Annotated in this window: 14 protein-coding genes; 8 read left to right on the top strand and 6 right to left on the bottom strand. The window is 35.4% G+C overall.

All coding sequences use genetic code 11. The features are described 5' to 3' along the window. Positions 1–61: 61 nt before the first annotated feature. A complete protein-coding gene (locus tag RE431_RS10945; RefSeq protein WP_309562024.1) occupies positions 62–697 on the bottom strand; it encodes an N-acetylmuramoyl-L-alanine amidase family protein in 636 nt (211 codons plus the stop codon). A gap of 190 nt (positions 698–887) precedes the next feature. Here RE431_RS10945 and RE431_RS10950 point away from each other — a divergent pair, with 190 nt between their 5' ends. After that, positions 888–1,175, top strand: coding sequence for a hypothetical protein (locus RE431_RS10950; RefSeq protein ID WP_309562025.1), 288 nt, complete (start codon positions 888–890; stop codon positions 1,173–1,175). Between the two features lie 19 nt (positions 1,176–1,194). On the opposite strand, the gene RE431_RS10955 is transcribed toward RE431_RS10950, so the two are convergent. Beyond that, entirely contained in the window at positions 1,195–1,338 is a 144-nt protein-coding gene (locus RE431_RS10955) for a hypothetical protein (RefSeq protein ID WP_309562026.1), read from the bottom strand. Between the two features lie 110 nt (positions 1,339–1,448). Between RE431_RS10955 and RE431_RS10960 the strand changes: the two genes are divergently transcribed. The 7 genes from RE431_RS10960 to RE431_RS10990 are packed head-to-tail and all read left to right on the top strand — an operon-like array spanning position 1,449 to position 8,047. Further along, on the top strand, positions 1,449–3,851 hold the full coding sequence (locus RE431_RS10960; protein ID WP_309562027.1) for a TraG family conjugative transposon ATPase: 2,403 nt from the start codon (positions 1,449–1,451) through the stop codon (positions 3,849–3,851). A 4-nt stretch (positions 3,852–3,855) separates the two neighbouring features. Next, a complete protein-coding gene (locus tag RE431_RS10965; protein ID WP_309562028.1) occupies positions 3,856–4,431 on the top strand; it encodes a conjugal transfer protein in 576 nt (191 codons plus the stop codon). 1 nt (position 4,432) lies between these two features. Continuing rightward, the gene (locus RE431_RS10970; protein ID WP_176619454.1) at positions 4,433–5,275 is read left to right on the top strand and encodes a hypothetical protein; all 843 of its coding nucleotides are present in this window, start codon (positions 4,433–4,435) and stop codon (positions 5,273–5,275) included. 11 nt (positions 5,276–5,286) lie between these two features. Beyond that, positions 5,287–5,910, top strand: a complete 624-nt coding sequence (locus tag RE431_RS10975; RefSeq protein WP_309562029.1) for a conjugal transfer protein TraK — start codon at positions 5,287–5,289, stop codon at positions 5,908–5,910. Beyond that, positions 5,891–6,820, top strand: coding sequence for a conjugative transposon protein TraM (gene traM, locus RE431_RS10980; protein ID WP_309562030.1), 930 nt, complete (start codon positions 5,891–5,893; stop codon positions 6,818–6,820). The genes RE431_RS10975 and traM overlap by 20 nt, the downstream gene beginning before the upstream one ends. After that, a complete protein-coding gene (locus tag RE431_RS10985) occupies positions 6,817–7,668 on the top strand; it encodes a DUF4138 domain-containing protein (protein WP_309562031.1) in 852 nt (283 codons plus the stop codon). The genes traM and RE431_RS10985 overlap by 4 nt, the downstream gene beginning before the upstream one ends. Positions 7,669–7,675: 7 nt before the next feature. Beyond that, positions 7,676–8,047, top strand: a complete 372-nt coding sequence (locus tag RE431_RS10990) for a hypothetical protein (protein WP_309562032.1) — start codon at positions 7,676–7,678, stop codon at positions 8,045–8,047. A gap of 24 nt (positions 8,048–8,071) precedes the next feature. Here RE431_RS10990 and RE431_RS10995 read toward each other — a convergent pair whose 3' ends face one another. From RE431_RS10995 to mobB, 4 genes are all read right to left on the bottom strand, one after another. Continuing rightward, the gene (locus RE431_RS10995; RefSeq protein ID WP_309562033.1) at positions 8,072–9,439 is read right to left on the bottom strand and encodes an RNA-binding domain-containing protein; all 1,368 of its coding nucleotides are present in this window, start codon (positions 9,437–9,439) and stop codon (positions 8,072–8,074) included. Positions 9,440–9,601: 162 nt separating this feature from the next. Next, a complete protein-coding gene (locus RE431_RS11000) occupies positions 9,602–16,078 on the bottom strand; it encodes an NACHT domain-containing protein (RefSeq protein WP_309562034.1) in 6,477 nt (2,158 codons plus the stop codon). A gap of 51 nt (positions 16,079–16,129) precedes the next feature. After that, positions 16,130–17,710 carry a type IV secretory system conjugative DNA transfer family protein gene (locus tag RE431_RS11005; protein WP_309562035.1) on the bottom strand — a complete coding sequence of 527 codons (1,581 nt, stop codon included), beginning with the start codon at positions 17,708–17,710 and terminating at the stop codon, positions 16,130–16,132. 5 nt (positions 17,711–17,715) lie between these two features. After that, complete coding sequence (gene mobB / locus RE431_RS11010) at positions 17,716–18,747, bottom strand: MobB family relaxase (protein ID WP_309562036.1); 1,032 nt, start codon at positions 18,745–18,747, stop codon at positions 17,716–17,718. Between the last annotated feature and the right edge of the window lie 7 nt (positions 18,748–18,754).

The following is an 18,754-nucleotide window of genomic DNA, read 5'->3' on the forward strand; positions in this document are numbered from 1 at the left end:
TCGATATACAGCAAAAGGAAAATTGATTTTATACAAAAAATAACCTCTTTAAATAATTCTTTCATCTTCTTTCTTTAAATGAATTAATAATAAGGAATGCCAACGTTTTGTTTTGTTTTGAATTAGCCAAATAATCTGATTCATCTTTATTTGATAAAAATCCAAGTTCTACCAATATCGAAGAACAAGAATTGACGGTTTCACGCAACACCTGAAAATTTGCAAACTTCACACCTCTACTCTCAAAACCCAAACTCTTATTAAGGTCCTCTTGCAATTGGAAAGCAAGCCAAGTAGCATCATCTGAGTATTTAGATATAGCCTTGGCCACATAAATCTCTATCCCTCTCGCATCCGGATTATCCGAATGGTTACAATGTAAGGACAAAAACAAGTCAGCATTTAAGGCTTTAGCCAGCTTAGTTCTATCAGATAACGAAATGAGTGTATCACTATACCTGGTTAAATAAATATCCAAAGGCTTTTTCAATTCATTATTCAGCTTCAAAATGGCATTTGCAATCGACAAAACCACATCCTTTTCTTGGATGCCATTTATGCCAATTGCACCGGCATCTTTTCCACCGTGTCCAACATCAATTACAATTCTTTTTTGAACATCGATTTCCTGTCCAAAAATGAAGCATATTTTCAAGAGTAAAATGGTAAAACTGACGTTTCTGAGCAGATTTTTCATTTTCAATTTTCGGGTTATCAACAACTTCTATCTCAAACTTCATAGAATTTGATGTCAAATAATAACAATGAAAACCAAACAATATCAAAGAATATTTTATTCACAATTATTTGATTTTCAGTTATTTAGAATCAAATATATGTAAATTTCTAATAATGAAAAATGAACTTAAAATCTAAATTTTTCCGTTATGAAAAAATCACACTATTTAGCATTCATTCTTTCGCTCTTATCCACTTCTCTTTTCGCTCAAATTGGTGGTATAGAAAATTCTGTTAACGATGTTGGTGATACCATCAGGACCATCTTTCCGATTTTACTGGGTGTCATCTTCTTGATTGGCTTCCTATTTAATGCTGGACATTTCTTCGGCGAAAATGCGGACCTCAAAAAAGGGATAACAAGAATACTGGTCTTTGTACTAATTGCAGGTGCAGTAGTCGGCATCTTCACATACTTAATAGGAATCGTAGTTTAAAGATGAAGCGGTTCGAAGTCTATAAAAACATTCGGAAACGGGCTGTCATTTTTGGACTGTCCATTTCCCTGTTTGCCTTGATGATGGTTTCCATTTTGGCTTCGTTGCTCATCATCATTTTCTCTTTCAGCTTTGGGATAATAATAGGAGTATTGATACTCAATGCTTCCTTATTTGTTGTGCTGACGAGGATAACACACAGTCCACAAATTTTTCAAATGGCAAATGTTTTCCCAAAAATAATGAGTAACAAAAAAACCTCAGGCTTTGATTATGAACAAGATTAACATTTCAGCATATCAACCCATCGCAGATATTCAGGACAATATCATGTTTGCCAACAATGGTAACGTTGTCCTATGCTATAAAGGGAATCTACCGGAAATATACTCTCTTTCTGAAAAGGATTTTGAGGATATGCACGGTGCTTGGTTTCAGGCTTTGAAATCATTGCCAGTTGGTACTGTGGTTCACAAGCAGGATATCTACCTCAAGAAATCATATACTTCAGAACAACTTCCGAATTCAACCTTTCTGGAAAATGCTACCCACGAGCATTTTAAAGGTCGTGGGCATATTGAGCACAGCTGTTATTTGTTCTTCATCTTGACCAAAAACAAGGCACTCAACAATCCGAAATATGTCAATCCCTTCAGGAAAGTTTCAAAAGGAATCGTACAGGAACTGGATGATAATATCAAGAGCTTCACGAACTCGGTAAGTGATTCAGTTTCTTTTATCAATAACAGCCGAAAGATGGATTTTGTTTCGCTTAAAGCGGAAGATATTCGGCAACTAACAAATGCCTACTTCAATGGCTTCAATGAAGGCTACGACACCGATATTTTACTTGATAAGAAAAGCGTCAATATTGGCGAAAACCATTTTGATGCCCTGGCCGTCAACAGCGAACTGTGCTTTGGCGAAAGTGTACAGAGTAGCAAAACCAATGAGAAATTCACTTCTGACGATTTTGTATTTCATCAAGGGTTTATTGATGGCTTAGGGCTTACGCTTAACGAGAATCACATTGTCAATCAAATTCTTTATTTAGATGACAAACAAAAATGGCGCAAGCTGCTCGATAAGAAGGTTGAGGAACTAAATAAAAGTTCAAACTTTGGTTCACAAAATAAAGTGGTGCTTGGTAAAATCCAACACATCCTTGACCAAATCAATGCTGATGATAATGCCCGAATTATTCGTGGTCATCTCAATATTGTCTATTGGGCAAAGGAAGCCAAAGAGCTCGACAAGATAACTTCAAAAATCAAGACTGAATTTAAGGAACTGGATATCATCCCGTATTATCCAAGAGGCGAAGAACGTAAAAATTATATTCTAAATAGTTACTGCTGTTTTTCGTCCAATTTTTCAAATAACGATTTATATGTAACTGACTTAAAACACGCACTTTGTCTTTTTATCAATAACACTACCTACAAAAGTGATAACACCGGAATCATTTTTAATGACCGTGAGCATAACATTCCTGTTTTAAAGGATGTTTGGGACGAAAAGAAGAAAAGAATAAAGGCACGAAACTTCGCCATTTTTGCACCAACTGGTGAAGGCAAGTCTTTTCTGGCAAATAACATTCTACGTCAATATTTTGAAAGTGGCGTTCGCCTGGTCATTATCGACTTGGGTGGCTCTTATACCAAGTTTGCAAAGCTCTATCCTGAAAAATATACGGTGCTTCGCTACGAAAGTGGAAAGAACCTTGGTATCAATCCATTTTACATTAGCCACACTAATGACCTTACACCAGAACGTTTGGAAGATTTGTCCGTCTTCCTCTTTGAACTGTTTGCTTCAGACTTAAAGGTTACAAAGGCACAATCGGTATCGGTCAAAAAAATATTGCGTCATTATTACGATAGCACTTCAGAAAATCACTCATTGGATGGTTTTTACAGCTTTATAGAAAGAAATCAGGAAGATCTTCTGAGCACCCTGAAAATCCATCCCGATTATTTCAATGTGACGAGCTTCTTGCACGTAATGTCAGAATATGTCGGCGATGGTCTATATAGCTTCCTTTTTGAAGTGAGCGAAGACCAGACCTATAAAATTGAGGACAAGCGTTTGATTGTTTTTGAACTGGATGAAGTCAAGGACAATAAGGAAATTCTGTCTGTAATGTTGAAACTGATTAAGTCAGCTATCCAAAGAACCATCTGGAAGAATAGAGCGGAAAAAGGTATTATCCTTTTTGATGAGTTTGCAAAACAATTAAAGTTTGAAAATGTACTGGAAAGTGTCGAATTCTACTACCAGGCAATACGAAAACAGAACGGAGCTATCGGTATCATTCTTCAATCCATTAATCAGCTTCCGAAAAATTCCACTTCAGCGAGTATTCTTGAAAACACGCAGGTCATTTATAGCCTGAACAATGAAAAAGGCTATGACGAATTGGTCAAACGGCTCAATCTATCCAGCCACGATTTGAACCAATTAAAATCAATTAAGAACAATCTTTCCGGTCCACGGAAGTACACCGAAATGTTTATCAAAATTGGCAGGGAAAGTAACATCTTCCGTCTGGAAGTTCCGAAGGAAGTATATGCAGCTTACTTGACCGATGGACAAGAAAATGAGGAAATAATGAAGCTCTACAAAGAGCATCAGGATATGCAAAAGGCAATAATTCAATTCGCATCTAAAACATAATATTATGAAGACAAAAATCTTAATTATCGCAACGGTATTCATCTTTTTATTACCCACACGCGCTGCGTGTCAGGGAATGCCCACTTATGACAATACCAATTTTATAAGCTTGGTAAAACAACTTGTAGAATCAGGTAAACAGACAGCTCAAATGATTAAGTCTGTAAAGTTCTTAAAAGATGCAAAGGAGAGCATTGAGAAAGTATCAAGTGTGGTACAACAGCTTAGAGCAGTTGAGGAAATTGGACAAAACAATCAGCGCCTTATCACCGTAATGCAGAACGATGTACAGGACATACTCAGCTCGCCCTATATCAAACCAGAGGAAGTTTCAAGGGTTGTAAAATCTTTTGATGCTATTGTTCAAAACTCATTGGACACGGTAGATTTTATTGATGAAATCCTGTCCAGCGATTATCTCAAAATGAGCGATGCAGAACGTGCTGAAATTTTAAAAGCAAAGGAGCTTGAATCAAAGCAGATGGTTTCCAACATAACTACAAAAACAAAACGCTATCGAGACATTATTTCTTTCAGAAAGATGCAAGATAAAGTCAATAACCGAGAAACATTCTATTAAAATGAACGCGACCATTCTCTTAGGAATTGGTTTGGAATATATCGATACCATTTTCCAGACCATACAAGCCAGCAATTTTTCGCAATACACAATTGCGGGAATGAAAACGCTCGCTGTCTTGTTCTTTTTGGTCAACATCCTTAAAAAATATAACGAAGGAATTGCAGAGAAGGACGGTTACACTTGGGGATTGAGTCCTGGTGAATTGGTCAAGAATTTTACCATTGTCATCTTGGTCATATTCTCAACTCAGGTATTGGGATTTTTTGATGGCATTTTAGTCGCCATTGAAGAACAATATCGAGGAACAGCACCAGCATTACTGCCTTTGCAAATGCAGGATATTCCTTTAGAGGAAGACGTAAGTTTGTTTGATGCCGCAAGTTCAGCGATGACACTTTTATATGAAGCCCTGGTTACACCTTTATACGGTTTTAAAATATTGGCATTTATCTTAACTACCCTACTTTGGATATTGGATTTGTTCATCTACCCGCTATTCTTAGCAGAGCGCTTCTTCCTTTTAGGAATAATGCAAGCATTTTTTCCTTTGGTCATTAGCCTTGCAGTTTTTGAAAAGTTTCGTTCGCTCGCATATACGTTCTTCAAACTATATGCAGCGGTGTTTATGCTGGTGCCAGCTTTCTTTCTGGTCAATATATTTATCAATGCCATATATACGGAAATCAACACCAATTTTTGGGTCAACCTTTTTGGGACAGAGGTTGGCCAGGGCTTTTTTGCACCTGTAGTTCAGTTGGGATCAGTAGGTTTTATTGTTTTCTTGAAATTCACCCTATATAAACGTGCCACGTCATTTACGCTAAGACTATTTACCAACTAAATATATTCAGAATGAAAACACCTTACAAGAACATTTACAGCGTCCTAAAATTGAATCGGTTTATCGTTTTGGCAGTGGTTGTCTGCGCCTTACTATCCAGCACATTTTCGGTTTGGATTGTATTCAACACCAATCAAAAAGCCCTCAATAGTGCATTTGCTATCAATACCGATGGCAGTATAATTCCGCTGAAGCTCGTGACCCAGAAGGAAAATTTTCAGGTTGAAGCTTTAGCACATTTGGATCTGTTCCATAACTACTTCTATAACATAGATGCGGGTAATTATGAACGTAATTTGGAAAAGGCATTGTGGTTGGGCAATAGTTCTGTGGACAATCTTTACCGCCAGAAAAAAGCGGATGGTGTTTACAACAGGTTGCTTCAGTATTCCTTGGTTCAAAAAGTACTGAGCACCGATTCACGAATATCCGAAAATAATGGCTCGTATAGTTTTACAACAACCACCATTTTTGAAATCAATAGAGGTTCAATCATCGACACCTATGAGTTGGTTTCCTCCGGAAACTTGATTACGGTTGACAGAAACTTCCCCAACAATCCACACGGATTATTGATTACCAAATATTTCGAGAACACCTTAAAAAAACTAAACGATGAAAGTAGAAAAGAATAAAATAGTATTTGCAGCAGTATTGGCCGTGATTGTCATATTCATCATTTCTTATTCCGTAATGATAATGGGCGATGATGAAAGTGAAACTGAAAACCTTAAGCAAACCTTAGTTCCAGATTTAGAAGAAGATCAAAAAGAGTATGATTCCAAACTGGATGCGATTAACGACTTGAAGAAAGTACGTGAAAATAATGCGCCCAGCATTTATGATGAAAAACTGATTGATTCTTTGGGATTTTACGACCCAGATCTTCCAGATCGCGAAAAAGAGCGTATCGTAGATAGCATATATGAAGCTGGTAAGATCCAATATTCAGAAAAGCGATACCAGAACTTGGGACAGAAAAGAACTGTTCGCAAAGCGGTTTTAAAAATTGATTCTGTAGAAGTAAAACGAGAACAAAAAATCCAAGCGAAAGAATTGGGATTGGAACATCAATTGTTCTTTGCTGCTGCGCCCAAACCCAATGAAGTTTCAATCATCGACAATACAGATGAAACTATTTATGTGGTCGTTGATGGCGATCAAGTAGTAAAAGCGAATACCAGATTGCGAATGCGACTGATCAAAACTGCTACAATCAATGGTAAGCTGATGCCCAAGAATTCACCTGTGTTTGGATTTATCAGCTTTCAGCCCAACCGAACGCTCATTGAAATTGAAAACATACAGCACCACCCTACTAAACTTAAGGCTTTTGATTTATCAGATGGTAGCGAGGGCATCTACGTACAGAACAATTTCAGGGCAGAAGCCACCACGGAAGTTTTGGACGATATTATTGGTGACATTAACATACCTACCATTCCGCAAGTAGGCGGTGTCACAAAAGTCCTAAGGCGAAACAATCGCAACGTTAAAGTAACCGTATTAAATAACTACAGATTAATTCTAAAGCCTAAACTATGAAAACTTTTATCTTAATTGGATTTGTTTATATTTTCGCACCTCGACTTTGCTCAGCACAGGCTACAGCACAACAACAACCCATACCACTTGACACTATTTATGCCAACGACACTAAGAATGTTGCGCTATTCTTCCCAGAACCTATCCGCCAAGGTATAACCGGTTCTGACAATTTTGTATTTACTTACAATCGTGAAAAAGAACAGTATTTTGGCCTTCTTCAAGCGAAGCCGGGTAAGGAAAGTAATCTACTGGTAGTCAATAGAAATGGTTTGATTTTTTCGTATATTGTAAGGTATAAAAAACAGCTTTCTAAGCTCAATTATTTCATTCCGTTATCCAATAGTATCGGTAATGAAAGACCGATTGTAAAGGATTCGGTTCTTGTAAAATCATCTGAAGAACTTGTAGATAACAGCACTTATTATTACCAAAAATTCTGCTCATATCTTCTCAATAGAAAACAGCGTATAGGACGCATCAAGAAACGAAATGAAGGTATTATCTTGACCGTAGAGAACATTGTTTTTGATAAGGATGAACTCTATTTCGTTATCAAGATTGAAAATACCTCTACATTGGATTACGATTTGAATTTCTTGAACCTGTCGATTGAAACAATACAAAAAGGGAAAAGGAAATCGTTGCAACAACTCTATAAAGAACCGATATATAAACATAATGTGCCGTCCAAGATTAAGGAAAATGAACTGGCTCGCTTTGTTTATGTATTATCCAAATTTTCATTATCCGATGACCGTAGGGCAATTTTGAAATTGAATGAAAAGGATGGTGAACGAAACATAGAAATGAAACTATCGCATAGATATATTAATAATCCCAATTAATACTGTTATGAAAAAAATTGTTGTTTTCTCGCTCATAGTAATGTTCCTTTCTTGTGCTGATTCTGAAACTAAAATCTCGGGACCAAGTACCACAGCCCAAATTGTTATTGAAAGCTTTTATGAAAAAGATGAAGAAACTTTAAAGGCTAACTCAACACCACAGGCATATTCTAACTATATGAATACTATAAATATGTTTAATGCTACGGTAAAGGATGATTCCAACTTTACTGTTTTACAGGATACGATAATGGGCGACGTCGCTTGGGTAAAATACACCACAGCTTACGATAAAACGCCTGGTGTTTTTAAACTAGTTAAACAGGAAGGCAAATGGCTGGCTACCGCGAGAGGCTCAAAGGATAAATCGCCTTTTTAAAAAGGACTTTCATTTTAAGCTTTATCAGTTCTTATCGAGATTTATTTCCCAATAACCTCGCGTACCACCTACACGCTCTATAAAGCCAGCATCCTTCAAATTGTTTAGATGCTTTTGGATTGCAGATTCATTTATGTGTAAAACCTCTGCAATTCCTGAACGGCTTATTCGGTTATCTGAAGCAATTAGTTTTAGAACTTCCTTTTGTCTATGTGTCAATTCTTTAATATCATCAATTTCATCATCCTTTTGACCACCTATTTGACCACCTTTTAGACCACCTATTACACCACCTATTTGACCATCTTCTTCAACAGCAGTTTCTTTAGCAGTAAAAGTCATTCTAAGGAAGTTATCCGAAAAGCCAAAACTCTCTTTTCCATAGTGTTCCAAAATACGAGGGATGCCAGAACCCAATTGTTCCACGAGTTCCAAATCCTTAAAAATCCGCATCAGTTCTTTATTCCGTGGAACTGAAAAGCCCTCGAAAAATTCCTGTTTGCTCAATCCTTCCGGAAGACCGCCTGCCGATGTGATTTCAATTCTATCCGCAAAGATTTCAAACTTTTGGGTAATTTCATTGGTATAATCGTTATGCACAAAGGCATTGATAATGGCCTCGCGCAATGCGATGGGATTCCAAAGGTTTGCTTGCTGTCTTTCTTTGGCGGTTATTTTTGTGTTGGTTCTGTTTTCAACCGCAATTTTATCAATCACTTGCTTGGTGGCTTTCACAAGGCATTCGTGACCATACTCGTTGCTTTCTATCAAGTCTGTTCGGGTTTTACCCGAATACTTGGCTACTTTAATAGAAGTATTGTTCTTATCTGCCAAAAGATAGCCAGCGTAATTGAATGCGCCATCTTCGGTCAATAGTTCCAAGTTCTTTGCAAAAGCTTTACCGAGGGTATGTCCTGATTCTTCGTAGTAGATTTTCAGCTGTCCGAAGCCTAAATCCTGCCGACAGGCTTTAATCTTGCTGATGGAATTTCGGGTACGTTTGGCAAACAGCTCGTCTATCATTTTTTGTGGCATCGGTTCAGCTGCTGAACCTAAGCGGATAAAACAACCCTTTTCGCTCATTCCATATTTTTTGAGATGATAGGGTTTTTCGGGACCACTCGCCACAATGATTTTCAGGATATTCTTACCATATCGTTCTTCACTTAAAATATCAAACAGACCCAAAGCTGAAGGACGAATATTGTTCTTCAACCTGTCCTTAATTTTTAATTGGTCGCCATCCGCATCAGCCAGACCGTAAGTGTTTCCTTCCTTATCAATACCAATATAAATAATGCCACCTTCACGGTAGTTTAAAAAAGCAATGACCTCTTTTTCAAGTCCATCGGATAGTTCTCGTTTGTATTCTATGCGGTTTGTTTCGGTCATTTAAATAAATAAACCATAAAGATCATGATATAAATTTGTGGAAATTGGTTTAGTAAGCTATGAAAATACATTAGACATTTTTAAATCGGCATAGCAAGATAATGTTTCGGAAGTAACAGTTAAAAGTCATAATAAAGATGATATTTATTTATTGAAAATCTATTATATCTTTACCCTAGAAACTTTACGATAATGCTTCCAGTCCATATGAGACTCGTTAACATAAGGCGTATTTGCTCTTGAAACTTCGATGCTCAAACATAATTCAAAATTGTTTTTATCTAAAAACCCTTTTAACTTGTCTCTATGAATTTTTAAAGTAAAGCCCTCTGAACTTGGTTTATAGCGCCTTCTTCCAGAGGTATAGGCATTTTGCCATTTAACAGCTATTAATTCCTCTTGTTCTGATGAGTTGTTAAGCAAATCGAACAAGGTTATTTTATTATGTTCCAACATTTCCAAAAACTCGTTAGCAACCATTGCCGTCGAAATACTCTTCTCGCCTCGAAAATTGTTCATGGACACCTCAAGAATTGGTAGTATACCTTTTACTGGAAATGAATGAATACTTCTTGTGGAACCAGGCATTTCAAAATGAAAGCTGTTTTTTCTGGGAATAAAATGTTCATACTTCAAGCTTTCAATATCGATAGTTAAGTCTCTCTTCTTCAAGAAAGCGCTTACTTCAAAATAAGTAGTAAATTTTGATTCTCTGTAACCATCTAAAGACCGTTGGCTTCCAGATTCAAATAACGTTACGTAGTTTTGCTCGCGTGACATAAATGTTTCAGCTACATTGTCTAAATCCTTAAACAGCATAAAATCTTCTGGTGATGCTTTTGGCAACCAATTAATATAGCTTGAGCGTGTTATAGGTTCGTATAAAATAATTGAAGGGTCATATAGCCTCATGTCCAAAGCCAGCTCTTCTAAAAATTCAGGTTCAAAACAATCCCGCTTAATTTTTTTATATAGTATTTCATTTAGGCTATTCTTGACTTCTTCATAATACTTGGAGTGTATCTCAATTACATCAAAATTTGTATTGATATTATAATTTCGATGTTCTATACCTTCATTTTCGGCATCGTAATTACCAAGTCCTTTTTGCTGTTTTAAATCTGTATATAGCTCATCTTGTACAACTTCATTACATAAATCATTTCTTCTAATTTTATATAACATTTCTGCCTGAAAATCTGAATAAATAAACCTGCCACCATTCTCGTACACCTTAAATTTCGGTGGTATAATGATGGTACTGGGTTGGTTTAAATTTTTAATAAAAAGTTGCTCATCATTTGTTAATAATTTTTTATTGTGATTTGATAGAACTGTAAATAACGTAATTAAAAGCTGGTTGATATTAAAGTGTTTTAAGCGAAACAAAACCCAGATTTCTTTTTTGTAATCAACAAGTAATTTAGGCTCTTTGAGTGCAATACTTATTAGCTCAGTAAGTAAATGCTCAACTTTATTAAAACCTAAATTTTGTAGATTGTTCTTAAGAAAATGTGTGAGATAATCTGGAATTTCTATAAAAATGTCCAATAAGCTCTTTAAAGCCAATTCACGAATTTTGATTACTGGATAATCAAAAAGAGAGACGATATAATTTATTATAATTTCTGAAAACTCAACGTCTGCGGTATATTGTTCCACAAAATCATAATCTGCTGTCTTTTGTGGTAGTCCTTCAGCTAAACCTACATTGTACTCTAAATTAGCTTTAAAAAATGATTCAGACGCATTTTCGCCTTCAAAATAAGGTGTATACTCCATAAGCATATTAATACTGCTTAAGAGTTCGTAGAAATATCTTCCTTTTTGAGAAATAAAGCTTTTAAGTAAATAACGTTTTCCGAATTTTGGGTCTGCTTTTATTAATGTTTCAACTACATTAAAACCTAGGGTGTCCTTGTTATAGTGATTTGAAAATAAAAGGCTGTCATATTCTTTTTCTGCTATATCATCGAGCATTTTTTTTGCCTTTTCTGGCTGAGGATTGACCAATCGATTGGCCAAGATTAAAATTGCCTTTGAATAGGTGTGATCTTTCACCCATCTATCCAAAAATTCTTCTATAAACTGCTGTTTCAATAAAGATACTTTAGTAACTATCTCGAAAACATCTTCGTCTGTAAGGACGGCATATAGCACAGAAACTGGACTGTTGTTTACATTTGTATAAATTTCATCTACAATTTTATTTAAGTCACAATCCTTTATAACATATGTTTTGAAGTTTGCTTTGGGATAAGCTTCATCAATTTTATTACAAAGCGCTTTAAATAGTAGCTCAATACCATCTTTTTCAACATGCGTGTTTGGTAGAAGCGCTACCTCATTCTTAAATTTCAGAAACCATCGAAGAATTTGATAAGGCTTTATCTTTTTTTGTTCCCTCTTAGAAAGCGTATCAAAAAAATCCTGAAAACTTTCTTTTAAAGGATAGTATTCATTTCTAATACCTGTTCGTCTTCCATTTTCAATTAGTATTCTTTGAAGTGATTCCAATGTATCATTGAATTTTTCAAAGTCGTTGTTAAACAGGTCTAAAAACTGCTCTTTTGTAGGTTTGGAAAATGGCGCAAGAAATTTACCTCTATATTGTTTTTTCTTTTGGCTTTCATCTTCTTTAAAATCAATATCAGGTAAACCATAGTCATTTGGGTCTAAATTGTAAGTTTTTAATAACTTATAAAATTCTTCAAATTTTTTGGGTTCTTCAAGTTCTACCAATATATTGAACTTTATTTCATTTAAAATATTGGGTATAAAGTCCTTCTCGTCAATCTCTAAAGTATGCTTCAATAACTGAGTGGTCAATTCTAAAAACTCACCTTTTGATGTGCCACCAACATCCCATTTTGGCAATGTTTTTATTACGGTAAATAAGAGTCGTAATTCAGCACTTTTAGCCTTTTCAATAAGTGGCTTTAATACACTTGAAATGGCTTCACTTCGTCCTAAATTATTTTCCTCATAGTTTAAAAGTTTAAATGCCAGTCTTGGATATCTTTCGCCAGTAAAACTAATTAGGTCTGATTTACAGATATGATTCATTCGTCCGTTGCCAGCATGAGCTAATTGTGTTTGAACAGAGAATGCGTCCTTTAACCTCTTAAGCGTGTTTTCTGGGTCTGTCTCGTGTACAGCTTCCAAAGCATTAGTGATGTAGCTTGCCTGATAATCCTTGCGATAGCCCACACCAAAAGCGACTATAATGAATTCATTATATAGTCTCATAAAATGGTCTTGAAAATCGCAAATTCCATAGATTTCAGCTATTTCACCAAGATGTTCCAATAACGAGTTGGTATCTTCATCTTGTCTTACAATTTCTTCAGAATGTTGTATGATTTTTAAAATTTCAGCACCTAACGAATCTTTGTGTTTTTCATTCAGAATTCTAGCAAATCCAATCCCAATTTTATGTTCTCTATAACCATTATTACCATCTTCTAATTCTAGCCAATATGATATAAACTTCTTTAAGCTCTGAATTTTTAAACTATCCGAAGCTAATTGAAATACGCTGTTAGTAATATCGTTTAAGCTACGACGAATGAAATGACTGTCGTCATCGCCATCCATTAGTCCATAACTTCTCTTTTGAAGAAATTTTGGGTGTTCTATATATAGATATTCTAGTGATTTTTTTAGAGCTTTTAATTTTGAGGATTCCGTTACTTCGGTGGTCTTATTATCTTTCCAAAATTGTGAGAAATTCAAGATTGATTCAAAAATTCCAAGCGAAGGGTCTCTCAGTAAGGTTACTTTTAGTTCTACAATATTAATGAGGCTTGGCTCAAAAACCCAAATTACTTTAAGCAAGTCGAACAAAGAGACGATGTTCTTTTTTATTTTATAATTCATCCTGCGCTGTTCGATAATTTTATTTTCGATTTTTGGCAGTACTATTTTTGGCTTGGGGAAAATCTTAACGATTTCCTCGAATGTTAAAAAAGAGGAAAAATAAGCTATTTGACTTAAAAGATTCACATTGGAAATTTGCTTAAAGTCTATCTCATTTAAAATACCAATTGTGGTGTTTTTATCATCCTTAACAAAGAATTTTGCTAGAGCCAACTTAATAGTGACGACAACTTTATCATCTTTCAGTTTGGCATTATCCAACAAAACCAACTTATCAAATTGTTTATGCGATAATAAGTAGTTAACCACTTTTCGTTTAATCTTACGGTTTATTTTTTTGTTTTGTTTTTTTGAATAATCAGTCTTTTTAAAATTTCTTGTATGGTTATCTGTCGTTTTCCATGTTATTTTATCAATTCTATTAAATACAGCTACAGGGTCTTCTTCAATTAATGTATCAGCTTTAAGACTTTGCACTAAAGCATCGTAGCTAGATTCAGAGGTTTCCTTTCCCAGACCACGTGATAAAATGGTTTTAGGCAATAATTTAGAAAACTTTAAATGATATTCACTTAGATAATGGTAAAAGTATTCCTTAGAGCCTAAAAGGAAATCACCATCCCAAATTGCTCTCAAACTGTTTTTGACGTGACCAGCTTTTAAAAATAGGGTTGGAAAGTCAATATGGGAACTTTCAAAATTCCATTCTATATTTAAAATTCGAGCTTTTAAAAATGATATTCTTATAAATTCAGATAGATTTAGCTCTTCAATTGCGGCGTTGTGAGCAATTTCAATGTTGTTTCTTATTTCTTCGATTGGACGTAAATTAGCCCAAGCATTTTTAATCCAAGCTACGTTGACTACTTCTAATATCTTTTTATAGTTTCCAGCATCAAACAAATGCGAAAAGTAGTTTCTAAAAGCTTCATCAGTATTAGGATTTTGCTCATAGTAGTCTATCAATGCTGGACCGAACTTAACTGTAATATCTTCCGTTTTCCGAAGAATAAATTCCCTGAAGCTGTTGTGAAACACACTAAAATTACCTGAATCATTTTGCTTGAGTAAATGTGAGTAGGCATTAATTACCTGCTTCACTTTTATTATATCCGAATCTACACCAAGCTTTAAAAGAATAAAATTGATTAGCTCAATACTGGTATGCTCTCTCCTAAATGCTAAGAAAGACAATACCCATCGATTATATTCACTAAACTCGATACTTCCATATAAATACTCATGGTACGTGTCAATTTCCCCATCCTTCAACTCTGGCAGATTGCTAAGTAGTTTTGCATACTTGTGCCTGTCAGTTTTTAAAAGCAATTCAGATATATAATGAAGGTATACTGGAATGCCAGAGGATACCTTTTCTACCAACTCAAGTATTTCTGAATGGTCAATACCTTTATTGGTAAGATATTCCTTAATATTTCGTTGGGTAAACCCTTTAGCAATAATGTGTCTTTTAGAATCTAAGTTGATTTGCTGAAGGACATCTGTAGCAAGCACCGACTTATACTGGGTACTAACTATTATAAAAATGTTTTCGGGAAGATTGCCCTTAATATTATTCAGTAATGAATTTTCAGAAAAAGCCAAATCCCTATGTACGTGGTCCAGGCCGTCAACTATAAAAATTATTTTTCTACCGAGCGTTGAAAGCTTACCAATATATTCAACAAATTTACTTTCATAATCATTAGAATAGCGAGAAGGTAAATTTACATCTGGAAATCGATTCTCAATACCGACACACATAGATTTTAGAAAGTAATTAGTCTTGTGCCTTAATTCCCCAAAATTATTTTTAGAGTCTGGTATAAAACAATAATAGGTAAATGCTATATCGTCATTTAGTTCCTGAAATTTTGTTAATGCTGTGGATTTTCCAATTCCTGGCAGACCTTCTACAAGGATATAGCCACCATCTAGCGCATCAACCGATTTCTGTATTGCTTTCAACAATCTATCGTTAGCTACGTAGTAATCATCATCAACTACCCTAAAGTAATGTGAAAGTTTATCTTCAAACCTATCGGATAAACCAAGTTGCTTTAAAACTTTTTCTTTAGTAATTTTTTCCGCAGAAATACTCCATTCTACTACTGAAGTCAATAGCTTATCAACTAAGTTTTTTTCAATTCCCAAAAGGCTAAATTTTGAGCCAATGGCATCTTTTATAATATGAATTGAATCTTGCTTTAGCTGAAAATCTAATCGGCTAAGAAAATCTGTAAATTCCTTTTTTCGTAACCCAGTTTCTTTTCGAATAACTTCCACTACTGGTAAAAACTCCGTTGCCGTTTTGATGGCGTCATATTGTTTTCCTGAAGTCTGTATCGGTAAAACAACTTTTTTTATGAAATCGTTTAGCCCAATTGTAATGTCCTTACTAGGTCGTGCTGCATTACTTATACCTTTTGTTGAATAAAGGATAATTTGAAACTGTTTTTCTGAATCTATAACGCTTTTATAGCCATCCGCAAGCTGACGAAAAATTGATTTTTTACCATCAGCATTACTTATAAGGTTATACAGCGTATAATTATTACTCTCATCTTCAGACCATTTAACTTGTATGAACTCTGTTTTACATTTTCTATTGATAATAACATCATCTATATGATTTCCTCTGTCATAATTTTCAAGTTGAATATATTGTATATCGGTATCAAAAAACAGGCTTTCAATTATTTTAAGAGCTGCAATATTATTTTGATAATAGAATCCTGCTTGTGGTGCCGAACCAGTCATAAATTATTTAAAAAATTAGTTTATATCTGCATAAAGATAATCCTATATTCTCTATTTGAAAATAGTTCTGACTTCATCATAAACCCGCGCAAAATTAACCGCTAAATCCACCTGAGAAAATTGCATGGATTCTTCAGGAAGCTGCCGTTGAATTCGCGCTAATTTAAACCGAACTTTCTTATCTTTACCATCGGCATAGGTAATGAACTCGCCTTGTTTCAATCTAAAAAAAACGTCCGCTCTAATCTTTGGGATTTCTTTTTCGCCAGTCGTAATACGAGTATCAAAATCGAGATTATGGCCACGACTGATACTTTTCGTCGGGTCTTTAATGATTTCAAAAAAACGCTCGTAATATTTAGCCGTATCCGGGTCATTGACCTTTCCGAAGAACTGGTAGGATAGGTTGCTCAAAATCGCTTTGCTTGCCTTATCGCCATACATCATATCATTCTGAATTTTGTCCTGCATTACATAAACAGTTGCAATATCATAACTTCTGAGCGTTGCCGGAATGCGGTGCATATTCAGTAATCGGATGGTAGGTGCTTCTTCCATCAATAAAAAAGACGGTCTCTGACCGCGTACGCTCATTTGCTTGGTAATAGTGTGAATAATGGTTGCAACAACAGGCGAATAGGATGTTTCATATTTTGGATTGTTTACTACTGAAATGATTGCTGGATTATCCTCGCTATTAATATTTAGTGGCACTTCGTCTGCGGATAATGCCATAAATATGCGCTGTGTACTAATTCGTTTCAGCGCATTGGCCAAGGTGCTTTTTACACCAGCGGTCTGCCTATCAGAATCCTTACCACTAATAAATGCATCTGCCATTGCCCTCGATGTGGTGTTGGTCTCCAAAAACTGAATAAGGCTATCCGTGTCCAATAATTGATAAATCGCTATCAAATGTGGTAGCGTACAGTAGGTGGGATAGTCGGTTTTCAGCTTCCAAATCAAACCACCAATCAAACCTTCAGCTGCATCATTAAAAAATTTGGTTGTTCCTGTTGTTCCACTTTCTCTTTGCTCCAAAAGGTTTTCAATCAATACCCTTGACACCTCATTGACGCTTTCCTCGTTCTCTAAATAACGTGGCGCAATGGGATTTACCCGGTGGATAATTTTATCAAAAGAAATGACCTTGAACGGGATATCGTTATCCTTAAAAAGTGGGTACGCCATTTCGGTCAGTTCAAAATCCTTGTAATCGTGAATGATTCCGCAAAAGCCCTCATTCCGGAAATGTTTTAAAAATCCGTATACCACGCTTTCTGTCTTTCCACTTCCGGCAGAACCTATTATGGACGCGCCCCTTTTGATATTATCCAATTTGAAATTTCCTTTGGACGTTGCAAAATTGACTTGATATTTTCTATCGCTATTCTGTACGTTTTCAGTTTTGTGTAGAAAGACATAGAACCCTATATTAATTAGCATTAGAGGACACGCTAGATACAGCAATATTGATACTAATTCATTCCCTTCAGAAATAAAGAAAATGAAAAATAAAAGTATTGCGATATTCAAAAGAAACGCATACTTGCTAACCCGAAACATCGCATAGAAAACCATACTGGATAAACCAATAATTGAAAGTACCGATATAAGATTGTCTAACTCCATATCAATTAGATTCCGATGGAACTTGATTTAATGGCCACTTCTACCCCACGTCTTAAATGCTTGAAAACCCGAAGTGCAATTTGTGCTTGACTAACTGGAATTCTTGGCACTATGGGCAATCCCGTTTTTGTGATCATTTTGAAAGCCAATGCTTTTTCATTGGCTGGCAACTTCATCAAGGCGGCGAAGTATAGATTAGGATTCTTTACAAAATCCTTTCGGGCTTTATAGGATTCTGCAAAGTTGCGTTTATAGTCAAAAGTCTTGTCAAACGTTTTTTCCGCTTTCGTGAAAAAGGTATCTCTATCAAAACCGCGCTTTACCTTTTTACCGTGCATTTCCACTACCGAAGCTTTGTGTTTGCTTCCTGGAGAAAGACTAACCGAATTCGAAGCATCCTTTCTGCTTACGATGATATGGATATGACTTTGGTATCCATCTTTTCGCATTCCCTGGACAATCCGTTTTCCGTTTTGCTGATGCGGTGCTTGGCGTTCCAATTTTGCTACTTCCGTTTTCATACTTTCAATATTCCCATCAGATCTTCCTTCTTGAACATTTCGGATTTCAGTTTTTAGCTGAAAAATTTTTGAAGCGTAAGGTTGATTCTCTTTAATCTGAAAATCTGTTCCTTTAAAGGTTCTTTGATGTTCAATTTTCGCAAAATATTTTATGTCATTGATGGTTATGGGGCGTCCGTTTATTTCCCGATTAAAAGAAGCTACATAGTCTTTCATCAGTTCTCGTGTGTAGGTCTGCAAATACTCTTTACTGTTTTGTAATTTGTTTAATTCATACTTAGATGGACTGACCGTAATCGAGTAAAATTTGGGCTCTTTATTTTTTAATTTTGCAGTGTTGCCATCGATTTCTTTGACTACTTCTTCAGCGGAAATTTCATCCTCATATTGGTTGAAAAAATGTTCCATATCTCGTTGTGCTAAACCATCATTTTCTTTCTCTAAATAGCCAACAAAATCTGCTGAACTTTTTGAGTAATTTGAGCCTAATTTTTGAGGAGTAATTGTGATGTACATAATTCAA

Origin of the sequence: Christiangramia sediminicola, from assembly GCF_031344135.1 — a bacterium.
Lineage (GTDB): Bacteria > Bacteroidota > Bacteroidia > Flavobacteriales > Flavobacteriaceae > Christiangramia > Christiangramia sediminicola.

Excerpts from the sequence above, each read along its gene's own strand:
- RE431_RS10945 (WP_309562024.1), bottom strand. The coding sequence starts at position 697 with ATGAAAAATCTGCTCAGAAACGTCAGTTTTACCATTTTACTCTTGAAA.
- RE431_RS10950 (WP_309562025.1), top strand. The coding sequence starts at position 888 with ATGAAAAAATCACACTATTTAGCATTCATTCTTTCGCTCTTATCCACT.
- RE431_RS10960 (WP_309562027.1), top strand. The coding sequence starts at position 1,449 with ATGAACAAGATTAACATTTCAGCATATCAACCCATCGCAGATATTCAG.
- RE431_RS10965 (WP_309562028.1), top strand. The coding sequence starts at position 3,856 with ATGAAGACAAAAATCTTAATTATCGCAACGGTATTCATCTTTTTATTA.
- RE431_RS10970 (WP_176619454.1), top strand. The coding sequence starts at position 4,433 with ATGAACGCGACCATTCTCTTAGGAATTGGTTTGGAATATATCGATACC.
- RE431_RS10975 (WP_309562029.1), top strand. The coding sequence starts at position 5,287 with ATGAAAACACCTTACAAGAACATTTACAGCGTCCTAAAATTGAATCGG.
- traM (WP_309562030.1), top strand. The coding sequence starts at position 5,891 with ATGAAAGTAGAAAAGAATAAAATAGTATTTGCAGCAGTATTGGCCGTG.
- RE431_RS10985 (WP_309562031.1), top strand. The coding sequence starts at position 6,817 with ATGAAAACTTTTATCTTAATTGGATTTGTTTATATTTTCGCACCTCGA.
- RE431_RS10990 (WP_309562032.1), top strand. The coding sequence starts at position 7,676 with ATGAAAAAAATTGTTGTTTTCTCGCTCATAGTAATGTTCCTTTCTTGT.
- RE431_RS10995 (WP_309562033.1), bottom strand. The coding sequence starts at position 9,439 with ATGACCGAAACAAACCGCATAGAATACAAACGAGAACTATCCGATGGA.
- RE431_RS11000 (WP_309562034.1), bottom strand. The coding sequence starts at position 16,078 with ATGACTGGTTCGGCACCACAAGCAGGATTCTATTATCAAAATAATATT.
- RE431_RS11005 (WP_309562035.1), bottom strand. The coding sequence starts at position 17,710 with ATGGAGTTAGACAATCTTATATCGGTACTTTCAATTATTGGTTTATCC.
- mobB (WP_309562036.1), bottom strand. The coding sequence starts at position 18,747 with ATGTACATCACAATTACTCCTCAAAAATTAGGCTCAAATTACTCAAAA.